The organism is Bradyrhizobium oligotrophicum S58 (assembly GCF_000344805.1).
Taxonomy (GTDB): Bacteria; Pseudomonadota; Alphaproteobacteria; order Rhizobiales; family Xanthobacteraceae; genus Bradyrhizobium; species Bradyrhizobium oligotrophicum.
Window position 1 is genome coordinate 1,999,046 of record NC_020453.1, and the last position, 21,699, is coordinate 2,020,744.

21 protein-coding genes are annotated in these 21,699 nt (G+C 66.2%); 10 read left to right on the forward strand and 11 right to left on the reverse strand.

The genetic code is table 11. The features are described 5' to 3' along the window. Positions 1 to 170: 170 nt before the first annotated feature. The 3 genes from S58_RS08540 (at position 171) to S58_RS08550 (ending at position 4,116) form a co-directional block, all read left to right on the forward strand. Positions 171 to 866, forward strand: coding sequence for a hypothetical protein (locus S58_RS08540; RefSeq protein WP_042339016.1), 696 nt, complete (start codon positions 171 to 173; stop codon positions 864 to 866). Between the two features lie 351 nt (positions 867 to 1,217). After that, positions 1,218 to 1,850 (forward strand): hypothetical protein, encoded by a 633-nt coding sequence (locus S58_RS08545; RefSeq protein WP_015664878.1) that lies wholly within the window; start codon positions 1,218 to 1,220, stop codon positions 1,848 to 1,850. 190 nt (positions 1,851 to 2,040) lie between these two features. Beyond that, the gene (locus S58_RS08550) at positions 2,041 to 4,116 is read left to right on the forward strand and encodes a methyl-accepting chemotaxis protein (protein WP_015664879.1); all 2,076 of its coding nucleotides are present in this window, start codon (positions 2,041 to 2,043) and stop codon (positions 4,114 to 4,116) included. A 384-nt stretch (positions 4,117 to 4,500) separates the two neighbouring features. Here the strand turns inward: S58_RS08550 and S58_RS08555 are convergent, their stop codons facing one another. Continuing rightward, the gene (locus S58_RS08555) at positions 4,501 to 4,713 is read right to left on the reverse strand and encodes a tautomerase family protein (RefSeq protein WP_015664880.1); all 213 of its coding nucleotides are present in this window, start codon (positions 4,711 to 4,713) and stop codon (positions 4,501 to 4,503) included. A 55-nt stretch (positions 4,714 to 4,768) separates the two neighbouring features. Continuing rightward, positions 4,769 to 5,509 carry an SDR family oxidoreductase gene (locus S58_RS08560; protein WP_015664881.1) on the reverse strand — a complete coding sequence of 247 codons (741 nt, stop codon included), beginning with the start codon at positions 5,507 to 5,509 and terminating at the stop codon, positions 4,769 to 4,771. 104 nt (positions 5,510 to 5,613) lie between these two features. Between S58_RS08560 and S58_RS08565 the strand changes: the two genes are divergently transcribed. Further along, on the forward strand, positions 5,614 to 6,507 hold the full coding sequence (locus S58_RS08565; RefSeq protein ID WP_015664882.1) for a LysR family transcriptional regulator: 894 nt from the start codon (positions 5,614 to 5,616) through the stop codon (positions 6,505 to 6,507). A 248-nt stretch (positions 6,508 to 6,755) separates the two neighbouring features. Here the strand turns inward: S58_RS08565 and S58_RS08570 are convergent, their stop codons facing one another. From S58_RS08570 to S58_RS08580, 4 genes are all read right to left on the reverse strand, one after another. After that, on the reverse strand, positions 6,756 to 7,052 hold the full coding sequence (locus tag S58_RS08570; RefSeq protein ID WP_015664883.1) for a copper-binding protein: 297 nt from the start codon (positions 7,050 to 7,052) through the stop codon (positions 6,756 to 6,758). 137 nt (positions 7,053 to 7,189) lie between these two features. Beyond that, positions 7,190 to 7,648 carry a cupredoxin domain-containing protein gene (locus tag S58_RS08575; RefSeq protein ID WP_015664884.1) on the reverse strand — a complete coding sequence of 153 codons (459 nt, stop codon included), beginning with the start codon at positions 7,646 to 7,648 and terminating at the stop codon, positions 7,190 to 7,192. Then, positions 7,645 to 7,791, reverse strand: a complete 147-nt coding sequence (locus tag S58_RS38100) for a hypothetical protein (protein WP_015664885.1) — start codon at positions 7,789 to 7,791, stop codon at positions 7,645 to 7,647. Before S58_RS38100 ends, S58_RS08575 begins: the two co-directional genes overlap by 4 nt. Positions 7,792 to 7,849: 58 nt before the next feature. Further along, positions 7,850 to 8,299, reverse strand: coding sequence for a hypothetical protein (locus tag S58_RS08580; RefSeq protein ID WP_015664886.1), 450 nt, complete (start codon positions 8,297 to 8,299; stop codon positions 7,850 to 7,852). A gap of 194 nt (positions 8,300 to 8,493) precedes the next feature. Between S58_RS08580 and S58_RS08585 the strand changes: the two genes are divergently transcribed. Next, positions 8,494 to 9,762, forward strand: a complete 1,269-nt coding sequence (locus tag S58_RS08585; RefSeq protein WP_015664887.1) for an MFS transporter — start codon at positions 8,494 to 8,496, stop codon at positions 9,760 to 9,762. 541 nt (positions 9,763 to 10,303) lie between these two features. Continuing rightward, complete coding sequence (locus S58_RS08590) at positions 10,304 to 11,392, forward strand: TAXI family TRAP transporter solute-binding subunit (protein WP_042340650.1); 1,089 nt, start codon at positions 10,304 to 10,306, stop codon at positions 11,390 to 11,392. Positions 11,393 to 11,421: 29 nt separating this feature from the next. Here the strand turns inward: S58_RS08590 and S58_RS08595 are convergent, their stop codons facing one another. Then, positions 11,422 to 11,829, reverse strand: a complete 408-nt coding sequence (locus tag S58_RS08595; RefSeq protein ID WP_015664889.1) for a DUF4864 domain-containing protein — start codon at positions 11,827 to 11,829, stop codon at positions 11,422 to 11,424. Positions 11,830 to 12,073: 244 nt separating this feature from the next. Here S58_RS08595 and kynU point away from each other — a divergent pair, with 244 nt between their 5' ends. The 3 genes from kynU to S58_RS08610 are packed head-to-tail and all read left to right on the forward strand — an operon-like array spanning position 12,074 to position 14,962. Further along, the gene (gene kynU / locus S58_RS08600) at positions 12,074 to 13,267 is read left to right on the forward strand and encodes a kynureninase (protein WP_015664890.1); all 1,194 of its coding nucleotides are present in this window, start codon (positions 12,074 to 12,076) and stop codon (positions 13,265 to 13,267) included. Beyond that, positions 13,264 to 14,103, forward strand: a complete 840-nt coding sequence (kynA, locus tag S58_RS08605; RefSeq protein ID WP_015664891.1) for a tryptophan 2,3-dioxygenase — start codon at positions 13,264 to 13,266, stop codon at positions 14,101 to 14,103. The genes kynU and kynA overlap by 4 nt, the downstream gene beginning before the upstream one ends. A gap of 34 nt (positions 14,104 to 14,137) precedes the next feature. Beyond that, entirely contained in the window at positions 14,138 to 14,962 is an 825-nt protein-coding gene (locus S58_RS08610) for an alpha/beta hydrolase (protein ID WP_042339019.1), read from the forward strand. A 285-nt stretch (positions 14,963 to 15,247) separates the two neighbouring features. Here S58_RS08610 and S58_RS08615 read toward each other — a convergent pair whose 3' ends face one another. Further along, the gene (locus S58_RS08615; protein WP_015664894.1) at positions 15,248 to 15,550 is read right to left on the reverse strand and encodes an ArsR/SmtB family transcription factor; all 303 of its coding nucleotides are present in this window, start codon (positions 15,548 to 15,550) and stop codon (positions 15,248 to 15,250) included. A gap of 61 nt (positions 15,551 to 15,611) precedes the next feature. On the opposite strand from S58_RS08615, the gene S58_RS08620 reads away from it, so the two are divergent. Then, entirely contained in the window at positions 15,612 to 16,565 is a 954-nt protein-coding gene (locus tag S58_RS08620; RefSeq protein ID WP_198409258.1) for a threonine/serine dehydratase, read from the forward strand. Positions 16,566 to 16,847: 282 nt separating this feature from the next. On the opposite strand, the gene S58_RS08625 is transcribed toward S58_RS08620, so the two are convergent. From S58_RS08625 to S58_RS08635, 3 genes are all read right to left on the reverse strand, one after another. Continuing rightward, positions 16,848 to 18,443 carry a gamma-glutamyltransferase family protein gene (locus S58_RS08625; protein WP_015664896.1) on the reverse strand — a complete coding sequence of 532 codons (1,596 nt, stop codon included), beginning with the start codon at positions 18,441 to 18,443 and terminating at the stop codon, positions 16,848 to 16,850. A 135-nt stretch (positions 18,444 to 18,578) separates the two neighbouring features. Beyond that, on the reverse strand, positions 18,579 to 18,962 hold the full coding sequence (locus tag S58_RS08630; protein ID WP_015664897.1) for a RidA family protein: 384 nt from the start codon (positions 18,960 to 18,962) through the stop codon (positions 18,579 to 18,581). Positions 18,963 to 19,117: 155 nt separating this feature from the next. Continuing rightward, on the reverse strand, positions 19,118 to 21,454 hold the full coding sequence (locus tag S58_RS08635; protein WP_042339026.1) for an acetamidase/formamidase family protein: 2,337 nt from the start codon (positions 21,452 to 21,454) through the stop codon (positions 19,118 to 19,120). Positions 21,455 to 21,699 lie beyond the last annotated feature (245 nt).

Here is a 21,699-nt window from a genome sequence, read left to right on the forward strand (position 1 = left end):
TTCGCCGTGCGCAAAGAACCGTTCGTCCGCGCGACCCGTAGGCCACGCTGCGATTCACTGCGCCCATCGCATCCCACCTCCCACGTCTCGTGACGGTCGCGACACGCCCCTCCGGCGGAAGCAGGACGGCGAGAGATATACATGATTTCGGAAAAAAGGAAAGAGGAATCTTGCGGCTGTTGCTTCGCTTTCTCTCCAGCTTCCGAACCGCATCGCAGCATGTGACGTGGTGGTACCAGACGCCGCTCATGCGGGCGGACGAGGCCCGTGGGCGCCGGGGCGATCTCCTGAAGCTGCTCTTTGAGCGCCTCTCTCGCCTCGGCAAGGCCGTTGCGATTGCCACGAGCCCGCATCGGTTCAACGACGCATGCGGCGACGAAAACTGGCTTGCAGCGTTCGTCGACGGATGGCTCTGGGAAAATGGCGTCTACTTCGATAGCTCGGCAAAGTCCCTTGCGAGCGCTCCGCGCCAGCTTCACGAGGCCATCGGTCTGTTGCAGGAGGTTTTGAAGAGCGGCGTTCGCGCGAAACTCTCCGAATATCTGGGCAGCGAGAGCGCATCTCCAGACACGCTCATCCTGTCTTCCGACGAACGAGGCCGTCTGATCGCGCTATCATGTTCGACCGACAATGGCGGGCCCGTCTATCGCGTCGATTCGGAAAGCGGCCTGCCATCGCTTGTCGGCGTTGCGCCCAGGCTGGATTGGCGGTTTGCAGAGTGCGGCTCACCAGGAGGAGCCAAGCAGGCCGACGCATCGCCGGGCCAGATCGTCCTTTTCGTACCTCTCAGTGAATGGATTGAAACACTCGACGCGGACGAAGTACCCTTCGATTATCCAGAGTTGAACCATATCTACTTGTCTTAGTGCAGACCTTGCTCAAAGCGGTCATATCTTAGGGCGGGAGCAGTTTGGTCCATGACGCTGCGCGCGCCATTCGATTGCTGGCGACGAGAGAGCAAGCCGAATAGAACTCGATTGGCCGCTGTTCGAACTGTTCTATCGTCCTGATTACTGGTGCGAGCGCAGAAATTGGCTTAGGTCTCCATTGCGGCCTGCGGTGATCTGGAAAAGTCAGGCATGCGATCGGATCGAGGGGGCGAGATGGTTCGGTATGCAGCTGTCGTGTTTGGACTGAGTTGTCTTGCCTCGGCCGCTATGGCCCAGGCCCCGGCTACGTCAGCGCCCAGACCGGAGACCAGCAGGCCGTGCATCGGGGTGATTGCCGCCGCCGACCGCTTCATGGTGAGGAAGATCGGGTTCACTGCATTTGACAGCGAGACCCTGGTGGCGCCGATCGAGAGCTGGGGCCTCGATGATCTCATCGCCGCACGGGTCCGCGTCGCAGCAGGGGCCGGCGTGACGGTGCTGCGCCTGACCTATCCCAAGGGCGCATTCGAGCCGTTCTACGATCCTCCCTCTCGTCCGGCTCCGACGCCCGGCCGCCAGTTGACGGAGATCGTTCGGCGGATCGCGGGGAGCGCCAGGTGCAGGCGCTACGTCGTCATCACGGCGTCTCCCGGAGCATATTCTTCGACCAACACGACCCCCATCGCCGGAGTGGGAGTCTATCAGGCCAGTCTAACCAAGAAGGCATACCTCTACTCTCATCTCCTCGTGACGGTTTTTGACGGGGAAAGCTTTGCCATTCGCCAAAATCCCTATGCAACCTTCCAATCGAGACTGGAGCGGGCCTTCGTGCCAAGGAAGGATTTCGATCGCGAGATCGATAGCACGCTGTTCCCGTCATCTGCGGTGGAAGCGGCCAACAGCGCTGCCTTGCGCAATGGCGCGCGCGCCGTCGTGGCGGAAAGCCTCGACGACATCCTGCCCGCGTTTCTCCGGGAGTGACACAGGGCTGACGCCAAAACCCTGGCCGTCACCCGGCTTCGAGCCAAGGTTGCTCTCCGAACTCCGCTGTCGCGTCTCGCGCGCGTGTCCTCGCCCGACCCCGTAAGATTGCGGGGGTCGCTTCTACTTAAGCAAGGCTTAGGGCGGGGCGGGCAGATTTACCTGAATTCAATGCAGGTGGACTCCCGTAATGAAGATCGGTCGGTTGTTTGCGGTTTCAATGCTGTCGGTCGCGGCGCTGGCGATCGTGCCGGCTGCGCAGAACGTGGTCGGGCAATATCGGACGTTTGTCGATCGGGCCGAGGCGATCAGGTCGGTCGAAGCCTTCGGCGCCATCCTGTCATTCGCGCAGCACGTGGTCGGGCATCGTGCGCCCTATATCAGCCCGCTGTTCCAGGAAACGCCGGCCACCGACGCTCAGCTGGCGGCCATCGCGAAGATCAGGCAGACCGCGGACACGAGCTTTGCGAAGGCGAAGGCCGCGGTCGCGGAGCTCAGCGACGGCAAGTCCATGGGCGACGGTCTCGCGCAGGCCGGTGCCAAGCTCAACGACATTCGCACCGTCACCGATCCGATTCTGTCGCGTCCGCTCAGCGCGCGCGACCAGGCCATCGCCAAGGGCTTCCTGCCCGGCGTCAGCCAGGTCGCCGCCAACATCGATCCGATCCTCGATGGTCTCGCCGACCGGGTGGCAGCGACCGATGCGTCCTTGACGACGCTCTTGAACGTTGCCCGCACCGCGCAGGATCTGCGCATCGCGGCCGGTGGTCGCGCGGCCGCGCTGTCGCCCGCACTCAGTGCCCGCCGCCAGATCACGCCGGCTGAAAAGGCCGGGATGGATCGCGCGCTGGGGCGGATCGAGACCAACCGTGATCGCCTGCAGTCGGGCGTGCAGCAGCTCGGCAATCCCCAGCGGCTCGCAGCCGCGCTGAAGGAGGCCAACGAGGCCTATTTCGGCCGCGCCAATGCCGTGGTCGACAAGGAGATGGCGACCGGGCAGGCCGATGCCAACTATTCCATCAATGCCGACCAGCTCGCCGAGATCGTGGTGCCGGCGATCGAGAAATTTTTCGTGCTGCGTGACGCCTCGATCGCGGAGGCGCGTGACCATGCCGTCGCGTCGCGCGACAGCGCCCTGACGATGCTGATCATCGGCTTCGTGATCGTGTCCGCTCTCATCGCGCTCCTGGTCGGCGTCACCCTGCTGTTGCGTCGTCGCGTCATCGCGCCGGTGATCGCGCTCACCGCGGTGATCGGCGAAATGGCCAGGGGGCATGACGACGTCGCGATTCCCTCCAGTGGCCGGGACGACGAGATCAGCGCCATGGCCGGATCGCTCCAGACCTTCAAGGAAGCGCTGTTGGAGAAGAAGGCCGCCGAGCGCACTGCGACGGCGGAGGCCCAGGCCAAGATCGAGCGCGGCCAGCGCGTCGAAACGTTCACCCGCGCGTTCGAAGCCGCCATCGGGGAGGTGATCGAGGTGGTCTCGGCCACCACCACCGACCTCGAACATGCGGCCGATGCGCTGACGACGACCGCCGGACGTTCGCTGGAGCTCGCGACGGTGGTGGCGAGTGCCTCCGAGGAGGCCTCGACCAACGTGCATTCGGTTGCCGCGGCGGCCGAGGAGATGACGACGTCGGTCGATGAGATCAGCCGACAGGTGCATGATTCCGCGCGCATCGCGCGCGACGCCATGGAGCAGGCGCGGCGCACCAATGACCGCGTCGGCGAACTCGCCAAGGCGGCGGCGCGGATCGGCGACGTCGTCGAGCTGATCAATGCCATCGCCGGGCAGACCAACCTGCTGGCGCTGAACGCCACCATCGAGGCGGCGCGCGCGGGCGAAGCCGGCAGGGGTTTTGCGGTGGTGGCCTCCGAGGTCAAGGCGCTGGCGGAGCAGACCGCCAAGGCAACCGGCGAGATCGGCCAGCAGATCGGCAGCATTCAAGGCGCGACGCATGAGTCGGTCGGCGCGATCAAGGAGATAGGCGAGACCATCGCCCGCATGTCGGAGATCGCCGCCGCGATCGCCTCCGCGGTCGAGGAGCAAAGCTCGGCGACGCGCGAAATCTCCCGCAACGTGCAGCAGGCCGCCCACGGCACCCAAGAGGTCTCGGCCAACGTCACCAGCGTGCGGCAGGGCGCTGATGAGACCGGATCGGCCTCCTCCAACGTGCTCGCCGCGGCCAAGTCGCTGGGCGGCCAGAGCAGCCGCCTCAAGCAGGAAGTCGCACGCTTCCTGGATTCGGTGCGCGCGGCCTGAGTCGTAACCTTTTCAGTGCGTAGGGCGGATTATCTGATCCGCCCTACCCGAACACAGCCCGATTGCCTACCGTCCCAGGTCGTCTCGGCCGCGATCGTGTGGGCCCAAGGTCCCGCCAAGCCCCCAACTGTCATTCCCCGCGAAGGCGGGGAATCCAGTACGCCGGGGCCTCTCGGTTAAACAACGACCGTCCCGGAGTACTGGATCGTCCGCTTTCGCGGACGATGACAGCAGAGTGCGACGCTCCCTGCTCGCCCCAATCTCCGTCATTGCGAGCGCGGTGCCGTGTCCGACGATGGCGGATTGCGCTTACGCTAATCCGCCCTACGCGGGCACGACCATCGGCGGATCGCAGGAACGCTATTCTGCGTGCGATGCCGGCACTCAACTTGTCGCGCGATAGGCGTCCGGGATCACGAACACCTCGTCGGCGCGGCCGTAGCCGCCGTCGGGCACCTCCTCGATCAGCACCATCGCGTGAGGCCGCGCGGCCTCGCTGAAATAGTCGACGAACATCGCGGTCACGCGATGCACGATTTCTTCCTTCTGGGCCGTGGTCAGTGCGGCCTGCGGCACCTTGATGTTGGCGAACGGCATGGGAGCTCCTTGTGGGTGCGCCGGCTCTTGGCCGGCTGGTGGAAACAGCGCGGCGTCAGACGACGCCGCCATTGACGCGCAGGACCTGGCCGTTGACCCAGCCGGCCGCCGGGCTGGCGAGGAACGCGACCACGTCGGCAATCTCTTGCGGTTGTCCGAAGCGGCCGAACGGGTTCGCCGCGGCCATCGCGCGCAGCTGCTCGTCGCTCTTGCCGCCCAGGAACATCTCGGTCTCGGTCGGCCCTGGCGCCACCGCGTTGACGGTGATGCCGCGTGGCGCCAGCTCCTTGGCGAGTACATGCGTCATCGCTTCCACCGCGGCCTTGGTGGCGGCGTAGGCGCCGTAGCGCGGCTGATAGAGCCCGACCACGCTGGAGGAGAAATTGACGATGCGGCCGCCATGGCGGAGCCTGCGCGCAGCCTCGCGCAGGGTTCGAAATGGGCCTGCGACATTCACCTCGAACTGGCGTGCGACGTCAGCGTCGCTCAACTCCGCGAACGCGCCGAGTGCCATGGTCCCGGCATTGTTGACCAGGATGTCCACGCCGCCGAACGCCTGCTCGGCGGCATCGAACAGCACCATGGCGCTGGCGGGATCGGCGACGTCGGCCTGCACGGCGAGCGCGCGGCCGCCGGCCGCTTCGATCCGGTGCACCACTTGCGCTGCGGCCTGCTCGGCCCGTGCATAGTTGACGACGACCACGACGCCATCAGTGGCCAAGCGTTCGGCGATCGCCGCGCCGATCCCGCGCGAGCCTCCGGTGATGATCGCGATCGGTGACGGAGTGTTGGGCATGATCAGTCTCCCTCGTTTCAACGCGAGAGGACATAGCTGATCGCCCTGACCGTATAATCTGCCGTGACTTGACATCAGATGTCGGGCTGGGCGAACAATCTGGCATGGACCGGTTCGATGCCATGCGTCTGTTCGTCCGCGTCGTCGAGCGGCGGAGTTTTACGGCCGCGGCCGCCGATCTCGGCCTGCCGCGCTCGACCGCGAGCGAGGTGCTGAAGGAGCTCGAGGCGCGGCTCGGAATCCGCCTGATCGAGCGGACCACGCGCCACGTCACGCCGACCTTGGACGGTGAGGAGTACTACCGGCGTTGCGTCGGCATCCTCGCCGACATCGAGGAGGCGGAAACCGCGCTGCGTGATGCGAGCCCGCGCGGCCTGTTGCGGATCGACGCGCATCCGCTGCTGACGCGGACCTTCCTGCTGCCGCATCTGCCGGCGTTTCTCGCCGCTCATCCGCAGCTCGATCTGCGCATCGGCCAGGGCGATCGCCTGGTCGATCTCGTCCGTGAGGGCGTCGATTGCGTGATCCGCTCCGGCGCGCCCGAGGCCAGCGGCATGATCCAGCGCCGGCTCGGCAGCATCGAGGAGATCACCGTCGCCAGCCCGGCCTATCTGCGCGAGCACGGGACGCCGCGGCAGCCGGACGAACTCGACGGCCATCGCATGGTCGGCTTCATCTCGTCGCGCACCGGCGAGGTGCTGCCGCTCGAATTCAGCTGCGATGGCGTGCTGCGCCAAGTGGTGCTGCCGAGCCGGGTGATGGTCAACAATTCCGACACCATGGTCGATCTCGCCCGGCTCGGCCTCGGGCTGGTGCAGGCGCCGCGCTACCGCTTCGCCCCGGATCTCGCCGACGGCAGCCTGATCGAGGTGTTGTCCGACACCCCACCGTCACCCACGCCGCTGCACGCGCTCTATCCGCAGAACCGGCAGCTGACATTGCGCCTGCGGGTGTTCCTGGACTGGATCGCGGGCATTCTCGGCCGGGCGAAATTGTAGAGCGACGCCGCTCAGGTGCGCTTCGCATCCACTTCGTTAATGGCGACGTCATTCCGGGGCGATGCGCGAAGCGCGGCGAGCCCGGAATCCATAACCACGGGACGTCGTTGCCAGGAGGGAATAGTCGTGGCCTGCATCTCGTGCTTTCACAAACGGTCGTGGCTCTGGATTCCGGGCTCGCGCTGTCGCGCGCCCCGGAATGACGGCGGAGAGGGCTGCTAGCCTACGCAAAGCGCGCGCAGCGGCTGTTACTTGCTCTTCTCGATCTTCGTCACCGTGTAGCCCGAGGAGTCCTCGGCGGCTTCGAACTTCACCTTGTCGCCGACGTTGACGGTGCCGAGCAAAGCGGGGTCCTTGACCCGATAGACCATCGTCATCGGTTCGGTCATGCCGAGGCTCTTGGCCGGGCCGTGCTTCAACGTGACCTTGCCGGCGGCCGTGTCGATCTTCTTGACCTCGCCATCGATCGTGTCGGCGGCGAAGGCGGGGGCAACGAGCGCAACGGCGAGAGCGGCGGCGGTCGTGAGTTGAGCGAGTGTCTTCATGTATCGTTCCTTCTGCTTCAATCGACTCGATGCGTAGGGCGGATCAGCGAAGCGTGATCCGCCGTGTTTCTGTGGGGCCGTCGATGGCGGAATACGCTGGCGCCAATCCGCCCTACGACCGAACGACGAACTATGCGTCACTTGACGGTAACGTGGCCGGTCATGCCGTAGGCGCGGTGGTCGGGGATCAGGCAGGAATATTCGAACGTGCCCGGCCTGGTGAATCGCCACACCAGTTCGGCCGTCTTGTTCGGCGCGAGCCGCGCGCCATTCGGCTCGTCGTGCTCCATGTGCGGATGCTTCTTCATCACGGCGGCGTGCTTCAGATTTTCCTTGGTCGTGGCGAGCAGGAATTCGTGATCCTCCTTGCCGACGTTGCGCAGCACGAAGCGGATCTGCTCGCCGCGCTTGACCTCGATGCGCGCCGGGGTGAATTCCATCTCGTCCAGCAGCACCTCGATGGTGCGCGACGGCTGTTTGGCGTCGCCCGGCTCGCCGGCGGAATAGCCTTGCCCATGCTGCTCATGGCCAAGTGCCGGTGCGGTGACGATCACGGCGGCGGCCAGCGCCGCGCCGATCGCGATCAAAGTCTTCATCGGAGTCTCCATATCCTTGTCTGTCCGGTGCTCATGCCGTCGGGTGCGAGCTTGCCGCGCGCGCTGGGATTGCCGGCGACGACATCGCGCACGCGCACCGCTCCGACCGGCAGGTCGGCGGCCGCCTTGGGTTGCGACGCCATGAGGTGTCGTTCTGTCGATAAGCCGCGCGCTGGATGCGCGCGGTCCCGCGTCGTTCGCTCAGACCAGGACGATGGGGGGACGATCGAGCCGCGGCGGCGTGCGCCCGGGCAGGGTGGTTTCGCGCACGGCTTCGCTTGCGGTGGCGAGCGGCGAGGGCAGGGTCACCGCCGGCAACGTGGCGGCGAGGCCCACGGCGCACATCATGGCGCAGCAGGCGCCGGGCATCCTGCTGTGATCGTGGTGTGACGGAGCGGGGGCAGGTGCGTGCTGCGCCTGCATGCCGGCGTCCGCGGTCCGGTGATCATGATGATGCGCATGCGCCGCATGCATCTGCGCGTCGGCGGCCATCTCATGATGAGAGACCGCCACGGCGGCTCCGTCGAGACAGGGCGCTGGCCCACAACCGAATGCCATCGCCAGGCCGGGGCTGAGCACACAGATCAGGTAAGCGAGGACGACCAGCCGTCCCGCCACCATCAGCATCTTCCGTGTCAGTCCCAAGGCCATGCGCGCGTGAATCTCTCCGATGCGGACTCTAGCGCAGGAGGTGCTGCGCCGCAAAGAGGGGGGCTTGGCGACAATGAGAATGGCAGCCGGGCTTGCGCGGTGCCGACCTCGCGCCATCCGGATGATGAGCGTCCATAATACCTTTGTTGCACTGCTTCTGCATGGCCAATGCTGCAGCAATGTGGCTTGACCTGATGCGATGCGGCAACGAAGTTGCGGCCATCGTGCTCGCACCCAATACAAGATTCGAGGAAGCGCCTCACTTCACGCCGGATTCGCGCCAGGCCTGGGCGCGGCTGCTGCTTGCGCTCGTCATCGGTTCCATCGGCGGCGCCGGGATGTGGACGGTGGTCGTGGTGCTGCCGGTCGTGCAGGCCGAATTCGCCGCCAGCCGTGGCGCGGTCTCGCTGGCCTACACGCTGACGATGTTCGGCTTCGGCCTCGGCGGCGTCATCGTCGGCCGCATCACCGACCGGTTCGGCATCGTCACCGCGATGGCGCTGAGCATCGCCTGCACCGCCGCGGCCTATCTGCTTGCCGGCGCCTCGGTGACGCTGTGGCAGTTCCAGGCGGTGTATTTCCTGATCGGGCTCGGCTCCTCCGTGACCTTCGCGCCGCTGATGGCGGAGGCTTCGCACTGGTTCGCGCGCTATCGCGGGCTCGCCGTCACCATCGTCGCCTCGGGCAACTATGTTGCCGGCACGGTGTGGCCGCCGCTGGTGAACTGGGGCGTGCAGCAGATCGGCTGGCGCGCGACCCACGTCACGCTCGGCGTGTTCTGCGCGGTGACGATGAGCGCGCTGCTGCTGGTGCTGCGCGCCCATATGGACGGTGCCGGCGCGCAGGACCATGCGCATGCGGCGCCGCCACCGCTCGAATTGCCGATCTCCACCAATGCGCTGACCGTGCTGCTCAGTGTTGCCGCGATCGCCTGCTGCGTCGCGATGGCGATGCCGCAGGTGCATATCGTCGCCTATTGCGGCGATCTCGGCTATGGCGTCGCGGTCGGCGCGCAGATGCTGTCCCTGATGATGGCGCTCGGCATCGTCAGCCGCGTCGGTTCGGGGTTTCTCGCCGATCGGATCGGCGGCGTCAGGACCTTGCTGATCGGCTCGCTGGCCCAGGGCTTTGCGCTGCTGTTCTACCTGTTCTTCGACGGCCTGACCTCGCTGTATCTGATCTCGGGCATGTTCGGCCTGTTCCAGGGCGGCATCGTGCCGAGCTATGCCATCATCGTGCGCGAGGCGATGCCGGCGCGCGAGGCCGCCACCCGGGTCGGCATCATCATCTTCGCCTCGGTGTTCGGGATGTCGTTCGGCGGCTGGGTCTCGGGTGTGATCTTCGACGCCACGGGCTCCTACGCGGCCGCCTTTGCCAATGGCATTGCCTGGAATGCGCTCAACCTCGCCATCGTGGTGACGCTGCTGATCCTGGCGCGACGGCAACACCGGGTGACCGCCTGAGCGCAACTGTTGCGCGGCCGCTACACTGGCTGCGGATCGCTTCCACGCGATCCATTATATGCACCCTGTCATACAAAATCCCGGCCGCCGCCGCAAATCCATCGAATCCCATCAACCAACTATGAAGCCGATCGAGGCCGAACAGGGCCCATCGGGCCGTTAGGCTCGCATCGCGAGGGGAAATTGTCGCGAGGCCTCAGCCGAGGCCGCGGACGACCGTCGCTTGCCTGAAGCGCAAGGAGGGGTCGAGGTGAAAGCTCCGGACCGGTCGAGATCGCTGCGGCGGCATCGCGTTGTCGGAGGACATCGCCTGTGCGCGATTGCAGCACATTGTGTTGCCAGACTGCTCCTGACGGGCGTTGCCACGGCCCTGCTTGCCGCCACGGCCTCGGCGCAGTTGTTGTCGCCGCCACAGTCACAGCCACAGCGTCCGGCGGCGACCCGCTCGATCATCGTGCCGGTGGCGCCCGCGCCGGTCCGGGCGAACGCCGCGGCCGTGATCCCCGCGCCGCCGCGTCCGGCCGGACTGCCGGCGTCGTTGATGCCGGCCCCCGGTAGCGGGCCGGACGTTTGGCGGCTGCCGAACCCGAACGACGTCAACGAAGGCACCGTCACGATCATCACCGCGCCCGCCGGCGGCGCGACCTCGGTGTTCGGCTCCGACATGGCGCGCGTGCTGGACGACCAGTCGAACATCCGCGTGCTGCCCGTGCTCGGCAAGGGACCGGTGCGCAACGTCTCCGACATCCTGTTCCTGAAGACCATCGACATGGGCGCGGTCGCCGCCGACGTGCCCGAATTCTACCGCCTGCAATACGGCATCCCGGACATCACCTCGCAGCTGCGCTATATCGCGCGGCTCTATCACAACGAGATCCACGTCATCGCGCGATCCTCGATCCGCACGATCTCCGACCTCAACGGCAAGCGCATCATCGCTCCGACCGACGTCGGCCTCTATTCGGCGCGCGTGATCTTCAACCGGCTGAATCTGTCTGCCTCGTTCGACTACGCGACGGACGACGCCAAATCGATCCAGAAGCTGGTCGACGGCGAGGCCGACGCCTACATCGTCTCCACGGGCAAGATCTTCCAGCTCGCCCGCAACATCAGGAACGACAACCGCGCCCTGCATCTGGTGACGATCCCCTACGATCGTCGGCTGCAGGATCTCTATCTGCCGACGACGCTGTCATCGGAGGAATATCCGAACCTGCTCAATCCCGGCGAGACGATCGAGACGGTGGCGATCAGCATGCTGCTCGTCAGCTACAACTGGCCGGAGAATACCGAGCGCTATCGCAAGGTCGCGCGCTTCGTCGACGCGTTCTTCGCGAACTACGACGAGTTCATGAAGCCGCCGCGCCATCCGAAATGGCGGGAGTCGAGCATCGTCGCCGCCATTCCCGGCTGGAAGCGCTTCAGGGCCGCAGAGGACTGGCTGGTCGCGCGCAACATGGTGCCGCGGCCGCAGGTCGCCGACGTGCAGCAGACGCAGTTCGAGACCTTCGTCCGGCAGACCGGAGGTCAACTGTCCAACGATCCGGCCGAGCGCAGCGCGCTATTCCGCCAGTTCCTGCAATGGCGGCAGCAGCATGGTGGCCCGCCGACGCCGACACCGGCGCGCTGAGTTTGCCGGGCGAATTCCGTCCGGTACGTTCAAACCGACTGGCCCGCCTTCAGCAGCGAGCAGCCGGTGATCTTGAGGCTGCCGTCGGGCAGCGTCCGCAGCGTGTAGAGCGCCTCCCACGCTTCACCCTCGGCATCGACGATGTGCACGCGCTGCGCGATGGTGCCGTCCGCGGCCTGTGACGGACCGAACTCGAAGCTGCGGTGCCGGTAGATCGGCGGGTAGCCGCTCCTGACCATCGCCATGAAGACGTCCACCGTCGGAAACAGCGCCTGGATCTCGGGCGCCGCCTGGGCATAGGCGGTCGGGCCGTCGTCACGGGCCAGGGCCTGCTCCTGCGCCCGAATGACGCTTTGCGCGGCGCTGCCGTCGTCGGACGCGCGAGCCGGATTGGTCAGCAGCGACATCAGCACGACGAGCGGCATCAGGATGCGCATCTTGCTCCTCCATCGGCGGATCGTGGACCTTATCATGCGCTGCGCCGCGCGCGTGACAAGTCCTGCGTCGCGCGGCAATGTCGCGGGCTGACGGCGATCTTCCGTCCGGACTGTGTCGCAGCCTCACAGCCTCGCGACACCGGAGCCATGCAGCGGGCGCGGTGCCGGCCGCGGTGCTGCCAGGTTGATCTGGTCGGACCCGGCGCGAATCATGCATGCAAGGCCGCGAACGAACAGGGGCAGTATGACGGATTTTTCCAAAACCCGGGCGCTCTTCACGATACCTGAAGGGGTCATCTATCTCGATGGCAACTCGCTCGGTGCGCTGCCGTCGGCGGTCCCTGCGCGCGTCGCCCACATGATCGAGGCGGAGTGGGGCGGTGAGCTCATTCGCGGCTGGAATAGCGCCGGCTGGATGGTGCAGCCGCGCCGCGTCGGCGATCGCATCGCCCGGCTGATCGGGGCTGCGCCCGGCACGGTGGTGATGGGCGACACGCTCTCGATCAAGGTGTATCAGGCGCTCGCCGCGGCGTTGTCGCTCAATCCAGGACGTCGCGTGATCCTGTCGGACAGCGGCAACTTCCCCTCCGACCTCTACATGGCGCAGGGCCTGGTGCGCATGCTCGGCGACCGCGCTACGCTGGAGGTGGTCGAGCCCGAGCAGGTCGAGGCTGCCATCGACGACAGCGTCGCCGTGCTGATGCTGACCGAGGTGGACTATCGCACCGGCCGCATGCACGACATGAAGGCGTTGACGCAGAAGGCGCACAGCGCCGGCGCGCTCGTGGTGTGGGACCTCGCGCATTCCGCGGGCGCCGTGCCGGTCGATCTCGCCGGCGCGGATGCCGATTTCGCGGTCGGCTGCACCTACAAATATCTCAATGGCGGACCCGGCGCGCCGGCATTCATCTATGTCGCGCCCCGCTATGCCGATATCGCGCCGCCGGCGCTGTCGGGCTGGATGGGGCACGAGGCGCCGTTTGCCTTCGATCTCGATTATCGGCCCGGCGGCGGCATCGAGCGTATGCGCATCGGCACGCCGCCGATCATCGCGCTCGCAGCGCTCGATGCCGCGCTCGACGCCTGGGAGGGCGTGTCGATGCAGGACGTGCGCAAGGCCTCGATTGCTCTGTCGGAATTGTTTATCGCCGAGGTCGAGAAGCGCTGTCGCTCGCTGATGCTGGCTTCGCCGCGTGATCCCCAGCGGCGCGGCAGCCAGGTGTCGTTCCGTCATGCGGATGGCTATGCGATCATGCGCGCGCTGATCGCGCGCGGCGTCATCGGCGACTTCCGTGCGCCCGACGCGCTGCGCTTCGGCTTCACGCCGCTGTACATCGGCGATGCCGAGGTGCGCGGCGCGGTCGACATCCTCGCCGATGTGCTCGACAACAGGCTGTGGGACAGGCCCGACTATCGCCAGAAGGAGCTCGTGACGTGAGCAACGCTCCCTACGATCCCGCCACCGAAGGCGCGCGGATGAACTTCAAGGAACGGATGTCCTATGGCGACTATCTGATGCTGGACCGCCTGCTCGATGCGCAGGCGCCGCTGTCATCGGCGCATGACGAGCTCTTGTTCATCATCCAGCACCAGACCTCCGAATTGTGGATGAAGCTCGCGATCCACGAGATCAAGGCCGCGATGGCGGCGATCGCCAGAGACGACGTGCAGCCGGCGTTCAAGATGCTGGCGCGGGTGTCTCGTATCTTCGAGCAGCTCAACGGCGCCTGGGACGTGCTGCGCACGATGACCCCCAGCGAGTACACGCTGTTTCGCGACAAGCTCGGCGAGTCCTCCGGCTTCCAGTCGTTCCAGTACCGCTCGATCGAATTCCTGCTCGGCAACCGCAACGTCGCGATGTTGCGCCCGCATGCGCATCATCCGGAGCTGACCGCCGAGTTGGAAGCGATCCTGGTCAAGCCGAGCCTCTACGACGAAGCGCTGCGGCTGCTGGCGCGGCGCGGCTTCTTCATCGGTGCGGACGGGCAGCGGACGGACTGGCGCGGCACGCGAGCTGAGAGCGCGGAAGTGGTGGCGGCCTGGACCAGCGTCTATCGCGATCCGCAGCGGCATTGGGAGCTGTATGAGCTCGCCGAGAAGCTGGTCGATTTCGAGGATTATTTCCGCCGCTGGCGCTTCAACCACGTCACCACGGTGGAGCGCATCATCGGCTTCAAGACCGGCACCGGCGGCACGTCAGGCGTCAACTATCTGCGCAAGATGCTGGAGATCGTGCTGTTCCCCGAACTCTGGAAGCTGCGCACCGGGCTGTGAGCCCGCGCGCGGATCATTCGATCAGGAGATCTTCATGCTGTACGCCGTCAAGGACTGGGACAACGCCTACGCCAACGGCCCGAACATCGCCGGGGGCGAGCGTTGGCCCGGCCTGTGGGTCGCGCCGGCGGAAGCCTACCGCAAAAAGCTCACGGGGCAGGGCCGTGCCAAGCTCGACATCGCCTATGGTGCGCATGAGCGCCAGCGCCTCGATCTGTTTCTGCCGGAGGGCGCGCCGAAGGGACTCGTCGTGTTCGTGCATGGTGGCTACTGGATGCGACTCGACAAGAGCTTCTGGTCGCATCTCGCGCAAGGACCGATCGCACGCGGCCATGCCGTGGCGATGCCGTCGTATCGGCTGTGTCCCGAGGTCGGCCTGGCCGATATCAGCGCTGATGTCGCCCAGGCGATCGCACGTGCAATGGACGAGGTCGGCGGCCCGGTGGCGCTGACCGGCCATTCCGCCGGCGGTCATCTCGTCAGCCGCATGATCTGCCGCGGCGCGCCGCTGTCACCTGAGCGGCAGGCGCGCATCACGAGCGTGGTCTCGATCTCCGGCTTGCACGATCTGCGCCCGCTGCAGCGTACCGCGATGAACGACACGCTGCATATCGACGACGCCACGGCTGCGCGCGAAGGCCCGGCGCTGCTGGTGCCGGTCGATGGCATCAAGGTCACTGCCTGGGTGGGCGGCGCCGAGCGCAACGAATTTCGGCGCCAGGCGCAGCTGCTCGCCAACATCTGGAGCGGTCTCGGTGCATCCACGGCCTATGTAGAGGCGCCGGACCGGCACCATTTCGATGTGATCGATGAGCTGGCGGATGCGGACAGTGAGTTGGTGAAGGCGCTGATTGGCTAGCGCCAACAGATAGTGCGCGAAGATCTCGCAGCTTGCTCAGTGCACCTCGCCCCGCTTGCGGGGAGAGGTCGGATTGCATCGACAGATGCAATCCGGGTGAGGGGGTACAGGTCTCACCACATACACTTCTCGTGCGGCTGCCCCTCACCCCGACCCTCTCCCCGTAAGAACGGGGCGAGGGAGCGTACTGTGCCCGCAGCGAAGGCTCGTATCTCTCTCTGCCCTCTGAGATGTACGCCCAGGGCTGCAACTTTGGGTCGGTTCGATCATCACGCCCGCCGATCGCTAGAGCACCTCGCCGAGCAGCCGTCGCGCCGCCTTCAATCCCGGCTCGTCGCGCTTGTAGAAGGTCCAGCCCTTGGCCCGCTTGGCCTTGACGAGGCCGGCCGCCGTCAGCACGCGCATGTGCTCGCTCAGCGTCGGCGCGGAGACGCCAAGCTTGTCGGCAATGAACAGTCCGCAGACGCCGTCCTTGACGAGGTCGCCATCGGTCTGCGGCGGGAAATGGCGTGTCGGATCGCGCAGCCACTCCAGGATCTGGAGCCGCTTGTCATTGGCCAGTGCACGGAATACGCGGTCGGGAGCCATTTTGGTACTTTGCCAATTGACTAATTTATGTCAAGACATGTCGATCGTAGCGAGGTGCGGCATGTCAGAGATATCAACAGCGGTGACCCGGCAGCGGATCGCGGCCACCTACGAGCTCATCGAACCCCACGTCCGGCACACGCCGCTGATCACGGTCGAGGGCGGCGAATTCAGCCTGCCGTGCTCGCCGCTGCGGCTGAAGCTCGAATTCATGCAGCATGGCGGCTCGTTCAAGGCGCGCGGGGCATTTGCCAATCTCCTGACCCGCGATGTGCCCGACGCCGGCGTGGTCGCGGCGTCCGGCGGCAACCACGGTGTTGCGGTGGCGCTGGCGGCGCAGCGTCTTGGCCTGAGAGCGGCGATCTTCGTGCCGAGCATCGCCTCGCCGTCGAAGATCGACCTCATCAAGCGCTTTGGCGCGGAGATTCACGTCGGAGGGGATCGCTATGCCGATGCGCTGGCGGCGAGCGAGCGGCATGTCGCGGACAGCGGCGCCATGCCGATTCATGCGTTCGATCAGCCCGAGACCATGCTGGGGCAGGGCTCGGTGGGGCTGGAGATCGAGCGCGACGCCGATGATATCGACACGCTGCTGGTGGCGGTCGGCGGCGGCGGGCTGATCGGCGGCATTGCCGCGTGGTATGAGGGACGTGTCAAGGTCGTGGCGGTGGAGTCGGATGGCGCGCCGACGCTGCGCGATGCGCTGGCGGCCGGGCGTCCCGTCGACGCGCCTGCGGGCGGCATCGCCGCCGACAGCCTCGCACCACGCCAGATCGGCGCGCGCGTGTTTCCGATCGTGCAGCGGTTTGCGGCACCGGAGGTTGTCATCGTCAGCGACGACGACATACGGGCGGCGCAGCACGCGTTGTGGGCGGCGTTGCGCGTTGTGACCGAGCCGGGCGGCGCCGCGGCCTTCGCTGCGCTGCTATCGGGCGCCTATCATCCCTCTCCCTCCGAGCGCGTTGCGGTTCTCATCTGCGGCGCCAACACCACGGCCGTGGATTTCGAGAGTTGATGGATAGGCGGGACGCGAAATTCTGAGCTTGCTTTTCGAGACGGGACCACAGCTCTAGCGGCTCGCTCGGTGCACCTCGCCCCGCTTGCGGGGAGAGGTCGGATCGCATCGTCAGATGCGATCCGGGTGAGGGGGGTACAGGTCTCACCACACACACTTCCCGTGCGTCTGCCCCTCACCCCGACCCTCTCAGCGCGAGCGAAGCTCGTCGCGGCCCCGTGAAGAACGGGGCGAGGGAGCGCGCCGCGGATGTGGAGAGAGCTCGAGTTCAACTGGCCTGTCTCAGTTCTCCGCCACCGCATCGCCCCAGGCGTGGAAGATCTCGGTTGCGCCGCTGTTCACAGCACCGTCGCGGATGACGATGCTCGGGCAGGCGAATTTCATCGGCATGGTTTGCACCGGGGCGGGCACGGTCTCGAATTTTGCCGTGAGCGCGTCCATCACTTCTTCTGGCAGGCGCGTATCGGCGCCGACCACGTTACCTTCGCTGGCGTCGATGCGTGGCTGGTGGATGGCCGTGTCGAGGTCCATGCCATAGTCCATCACGAACGACAGCATCTGCGCCACCGCCGGGAGAATGCGGCGGCCGCCGGAGGCGCCGAGTGCGAGGCGGCGGCCGTCGGCAGCCTGCGCCAGCACCGGCGTGTAGTTGGTGAGGCAGCGCTTGCCGGGCGCGAGCGAGTTGGTCGTGCCGGGCGTCGGGTCGAACCACATGATGCCGTTGTTCATCATAATGCCGCTCTGCGGCGCCTGGAATTTCGAGCCGAAGCCGGACAGCAGGGTCTGCGTGACCGCGGCCATGTTGCCGTCGCGGTCGACGACCGAATAGTGCGTGGTGCAGGCCGGCGCGAGATATTCGGCGCCGAGCGCGCGTTTTCCTGCAGCATCGCCCATGTCGTTGAGCCGCTCGCGATAGGCCGACTGAACTGCCTCGGCATAGGCGATGAAGGCGCTCGCATCAGGCGTCTTGCCCGATGCCGTCACGCTCGCCTGCATCAGCCGCAATGCGTGAGCCAGCGTTGGGCCGGCGGTCAGCTCCGGCGTCGCGAACACGGTGCCGCCGCGATAGGGAATGCGCAGGGGCTCGCGGACATGCGCCTCGAACGCGGTGAGATCCTCGACCGAGAGCGCACCACCGGCGGCCTGGATGTCGCGGGTCAGCGAGCGGGCGATGTCGCCCTGGTAGAAGTCGCGCGCCCCGGCCTGCGCGAGATGGGCCAAGGTCGCCTTCAGCTGCTCCTGCGGCAGCCGCGTCACGGCCTTGGCGCCCCATTGCGGATTCGGCGGCAGGCCGTCCTTCAGATAGGCCGCGGCGCTGCCGGGATAGCGACGCAGGTCGGCGGCGCAGCTCGAGATCATCACGGTGGTCCACCAGTCGACCAGCAGGCCTTCGGCGGCGAGCTTCACGCTTGGCGTGACGAGCTCCTGCCACGGCAGCCGCGCGTAGCGGCGATGCGCGGCCTCCAGGCCGGCGACGACGCCGGGCACCGCGATCGATCCGGGCCCGTGCAGATTGCGGTCGTCCTTGACGCGGGGCCACGGGAAGATGTCGGCTGCGACGCTGCCGTCGTTGGCCAGCGGATAGTCGGCGACATCGAGGCTGTCGGGCGCGCGCATGCCGTAGTCGATCACCTCGACGCGATTCTCCTTGGCGCGGTACAGCACCATGGCGCCGCCGCCGCCGAGGCCGCTCATCCACGGTTCGAGCACGCCGAGCGCAAAGCCGGTCGCGACCACGGCGTCGATGCAGTCGCCGCCGGAGGCCAGCACCTCGGCGCCCACTTCGGCCGCGCGCCGCGACTGTGCCGCGACGATGCCGCCCTTGCTGGTCACCGCCGGCTTGCGGATCTCTTGACGATTGGAAAACTGGTACGACATGGCATTCCCCGGAGTCACACTGGTGAGGTGAATTGACACCGGCTGTCGGCGCGACACAATCGGCAACGGCGTGGGGCTCCCCAGCCTGGACCGAATGACGGATGCCTGCGTTGAGAAGATGTTTACCAATGGGTACTATGGTCTTCGGCAGACCAGATCGATCTCGATCAGCGCGTCATAGGCCAGACCAGTGACGCCGACGCAAGTGCGGGCCGGCAGCCGGTCCGGCGGGAAGAATGAACGGTAGGTTTCATTCATTGCCGCATAATCCCGCTTGAACTCGGTCAAGTAAATCCGAGACATCACAATGTGTTCGAGGTCGAGATTGAGACCTTGGATGATGTACTTCAAGTTCTGCATCACCGCCTTCGTCTGATCGACGATGCCTTCGGGCAGCACGCCCGGTGCCGCCGGTGAGTCCGGCATCTGACCGGTGACGAACACGAAGCCGTCGCTCTCCACCGCGTGACTGAACGGCGCCACCGGCCTGGTCGCGCCGGAGATCATGTGGAACTGCATGGTGGGGGTCCTCTTGTGTGGGGCACGCTGGAAAACACGACAAAGGTCGTCATTGCGAGGAGCGAAGCGACGAAGCAATTCAGAGTCGTGTGCTCGGCTCTGGATTGCTTCGCTTCGCTCGCAATGACGGAGGTCTGAGAGACAGCGCAGTCAAATCAGCCCGCATCCGCGAACAGCCGTTTGCTCAGGATCGCGTGCACGCCCCAATTGCCGTCGACGACTTGCGTCACGCCGAAATCGACGGCGGCTGACATCAGCGCGATCGCCTCGTCCTCGCTCAGGCCTTTGATGTGCATCAGGAAGCGGCGCATCTTGCGGAACGCGTCCTTCATCGCGAGGTCGAGCGAGGAGGTCGCGTAGACCTCGCTCTGGCCCTGCGCGCCGAACTCGGCGAGATAGTTCGGATGGCTGAAGCCGGTCAGCACCCAGTCGGTGGCGGTCTCGATCAGGGGATAGGAGAGATCGGCAAAGGGTTTTCCCGCGAGCTGCGACTTCTTGTGAAGGATGACCTGGAACGTGCCGGTCATCGAGCATTCGATCGCGGTGCCGCCGAGTTCGCCGTCGCCTTGCGTCGCGTGGGGGTCGCCGACCGACAACAGCGCGCCAGGGACGGCGACGGGGAGATACACCGTCGCGTCCTTGCCGAGCCGCCAATTGTCGAGATTGCCGCCGAAATAGGACGGCGGAATCGAATCGACGAAATCGGCCTCGCGCGGTGCCACGGCGATGACGCCGAAATGCGGCCGCAAGGGAATCCGGATGTTGTCGAGCACACCGTGGCGGCGCTTGATGCTGTCGGGCGCCACCGGGACGCCGGGATAGTCGTAGGTCGCGTGCACGATTCCGGCGGGATCGGTCTGCGGCTCCCAGCGATAGGAATAGAGCGCGCGCGCATGCGGCTCGGGCTCGTCGGCGAAGATCTCGTAGATCGTCACCGCCTCGCGCGGCGCCGGAGAGGCGATCAGCTCGTTGTAGTGATAGCCCCACCACGCGGCGACGCTGGAGCCGAACACGCGGCCCTGGTGTCTGGGACTGCGGCTCGGCCGCGGCACGATGTCGACAATGCGCACCTCGAGCACGTCGCCGGGCTGCGCGTCCTTGATCGCCACAGGACCGGTGCAGATATGGACTCCAAAGCCTTCGCCGGCGCCGCGGCCGAACACGCTGGCATCCATCGGGCCTGCGCCACGGCGGTCGACGTTCTTCTTCGCTTTGGTCCAGCCGAACACGCTCTGTGCGCCAGCGTCGCCCGCGATCATCAACTCCGGATCATCGGAGGCATGCTGGGTCAGCGTCTCCACCGTGATGGTGTCGCCGGAGGCGATTTCGATCTGCGGCGGCAGCGAGCGGCTGAAATAGCCCCAATGCACGCGCTCGGCTGACACAGCGAGATGGTGATGATTGCGCTGCTGCGCGTCCTGATCGTTGGCCGGAGCGGGCAGAGCGCTATCGGTCTTGGCGACTGCCGAAGTCTGGCACGCGCGCTGCTGCGCCAGCGCATCCTGCGGCCAGCCGCGCTGCCCGCGCGGCGTCGCCGAGGTCACCGCCTGCTCGGCCTTCTGCTGCCGGAACTCGCGCGGCGACAGGCCGAAGCGGGCGCGGAAGCTGCGGCTGAAATGCGCGGAGTCGGCGAAGCCATAGCGATACGCGATCTCCGAGATCGAATGATTGGCTTCGGCCGGATTGGAAAGGTCGGTCCAGGCCCGCTGCAGCCGGCGTTCCCTCACATAGTGGCTGAAATTATCGCCGGCGCTCTCGAACAGCTTTTGCAGATAACGTTCGGAAATGCCCTCGCCCTGGGCGACGCTGGCCGGCGTCAGATCGGCGTCCTCGAGTCTTCGCTCGATGCTCTGGCAGATCCGGTGCAGGATGGCGGCCTGGGTGGCGCTGCTGCCGGTATCGGACACAGGCGCGGCCTGCTGATGGGCGAGCGTCAGCAGCAGGTCGACGAGGCTCTGCGCCACCGTGCTCCATTCGGCATCGCTCAGCGTCTCCAGTGCGCGCGCTGTGGATTCGATGGTGCGGCACACCACGTCGGCAAGGCCGCTAGGCGCGACCACCTGAGGCTTGGCGAATTTGAGCTTGCCGCTGATGCGGCCATGCAGGGCTTCGATCGTGACGGACAGCACGATCGCGCGCAGATCGCGCTGGAAGGCGAGGCTCCAGTCGCCGGTGCGCGGCAGCAGTATCAAATGCCCTGATGGCACGATGCGATGGCTGTCGCCGCTGCGGAGCACGGCGCCGTCCTCGATTGCAAGCAAGGCAATCGGCAGGTCCTCGCCGGCCTGCGGCATCGCAGCGATGATTTGCGACCCCGCCGACAGCCGCGACAGCGCGATGCCCGGCGCATGGCGATGCGAGGCGGTGGCGTGGCCGTCATGGAAGGATGTTTTCGCAGCCGGCTGCAGCCCGACCGCATTCAGCACGTCGCGCCACGCGTCAGGGCGCTCGCCCCTCGCATAGGATTCGCTTGTGAACGGACGGAAACTCATGGCACGCCCCGGGTCCGGGAATTCGAAGCAACCCCCGTGCCAGATGAGTTTGACTGTTTGTCGCTTGTGCATTGGCGTATCGGCGCGGGTCAGTCGTCTGCTCCCAAGGTCATTGTCATCAGCGCCATCGCCCCACGAACAGTCTGTTCTCCTCCCCCTTGTGGGGAGGGGCTAGGGGAGGGGGCCCACAACGGCGGTCTCGCTCGGGGCACCCCCCACCCCAGCCCTTCCCCACAAGGGGGGAG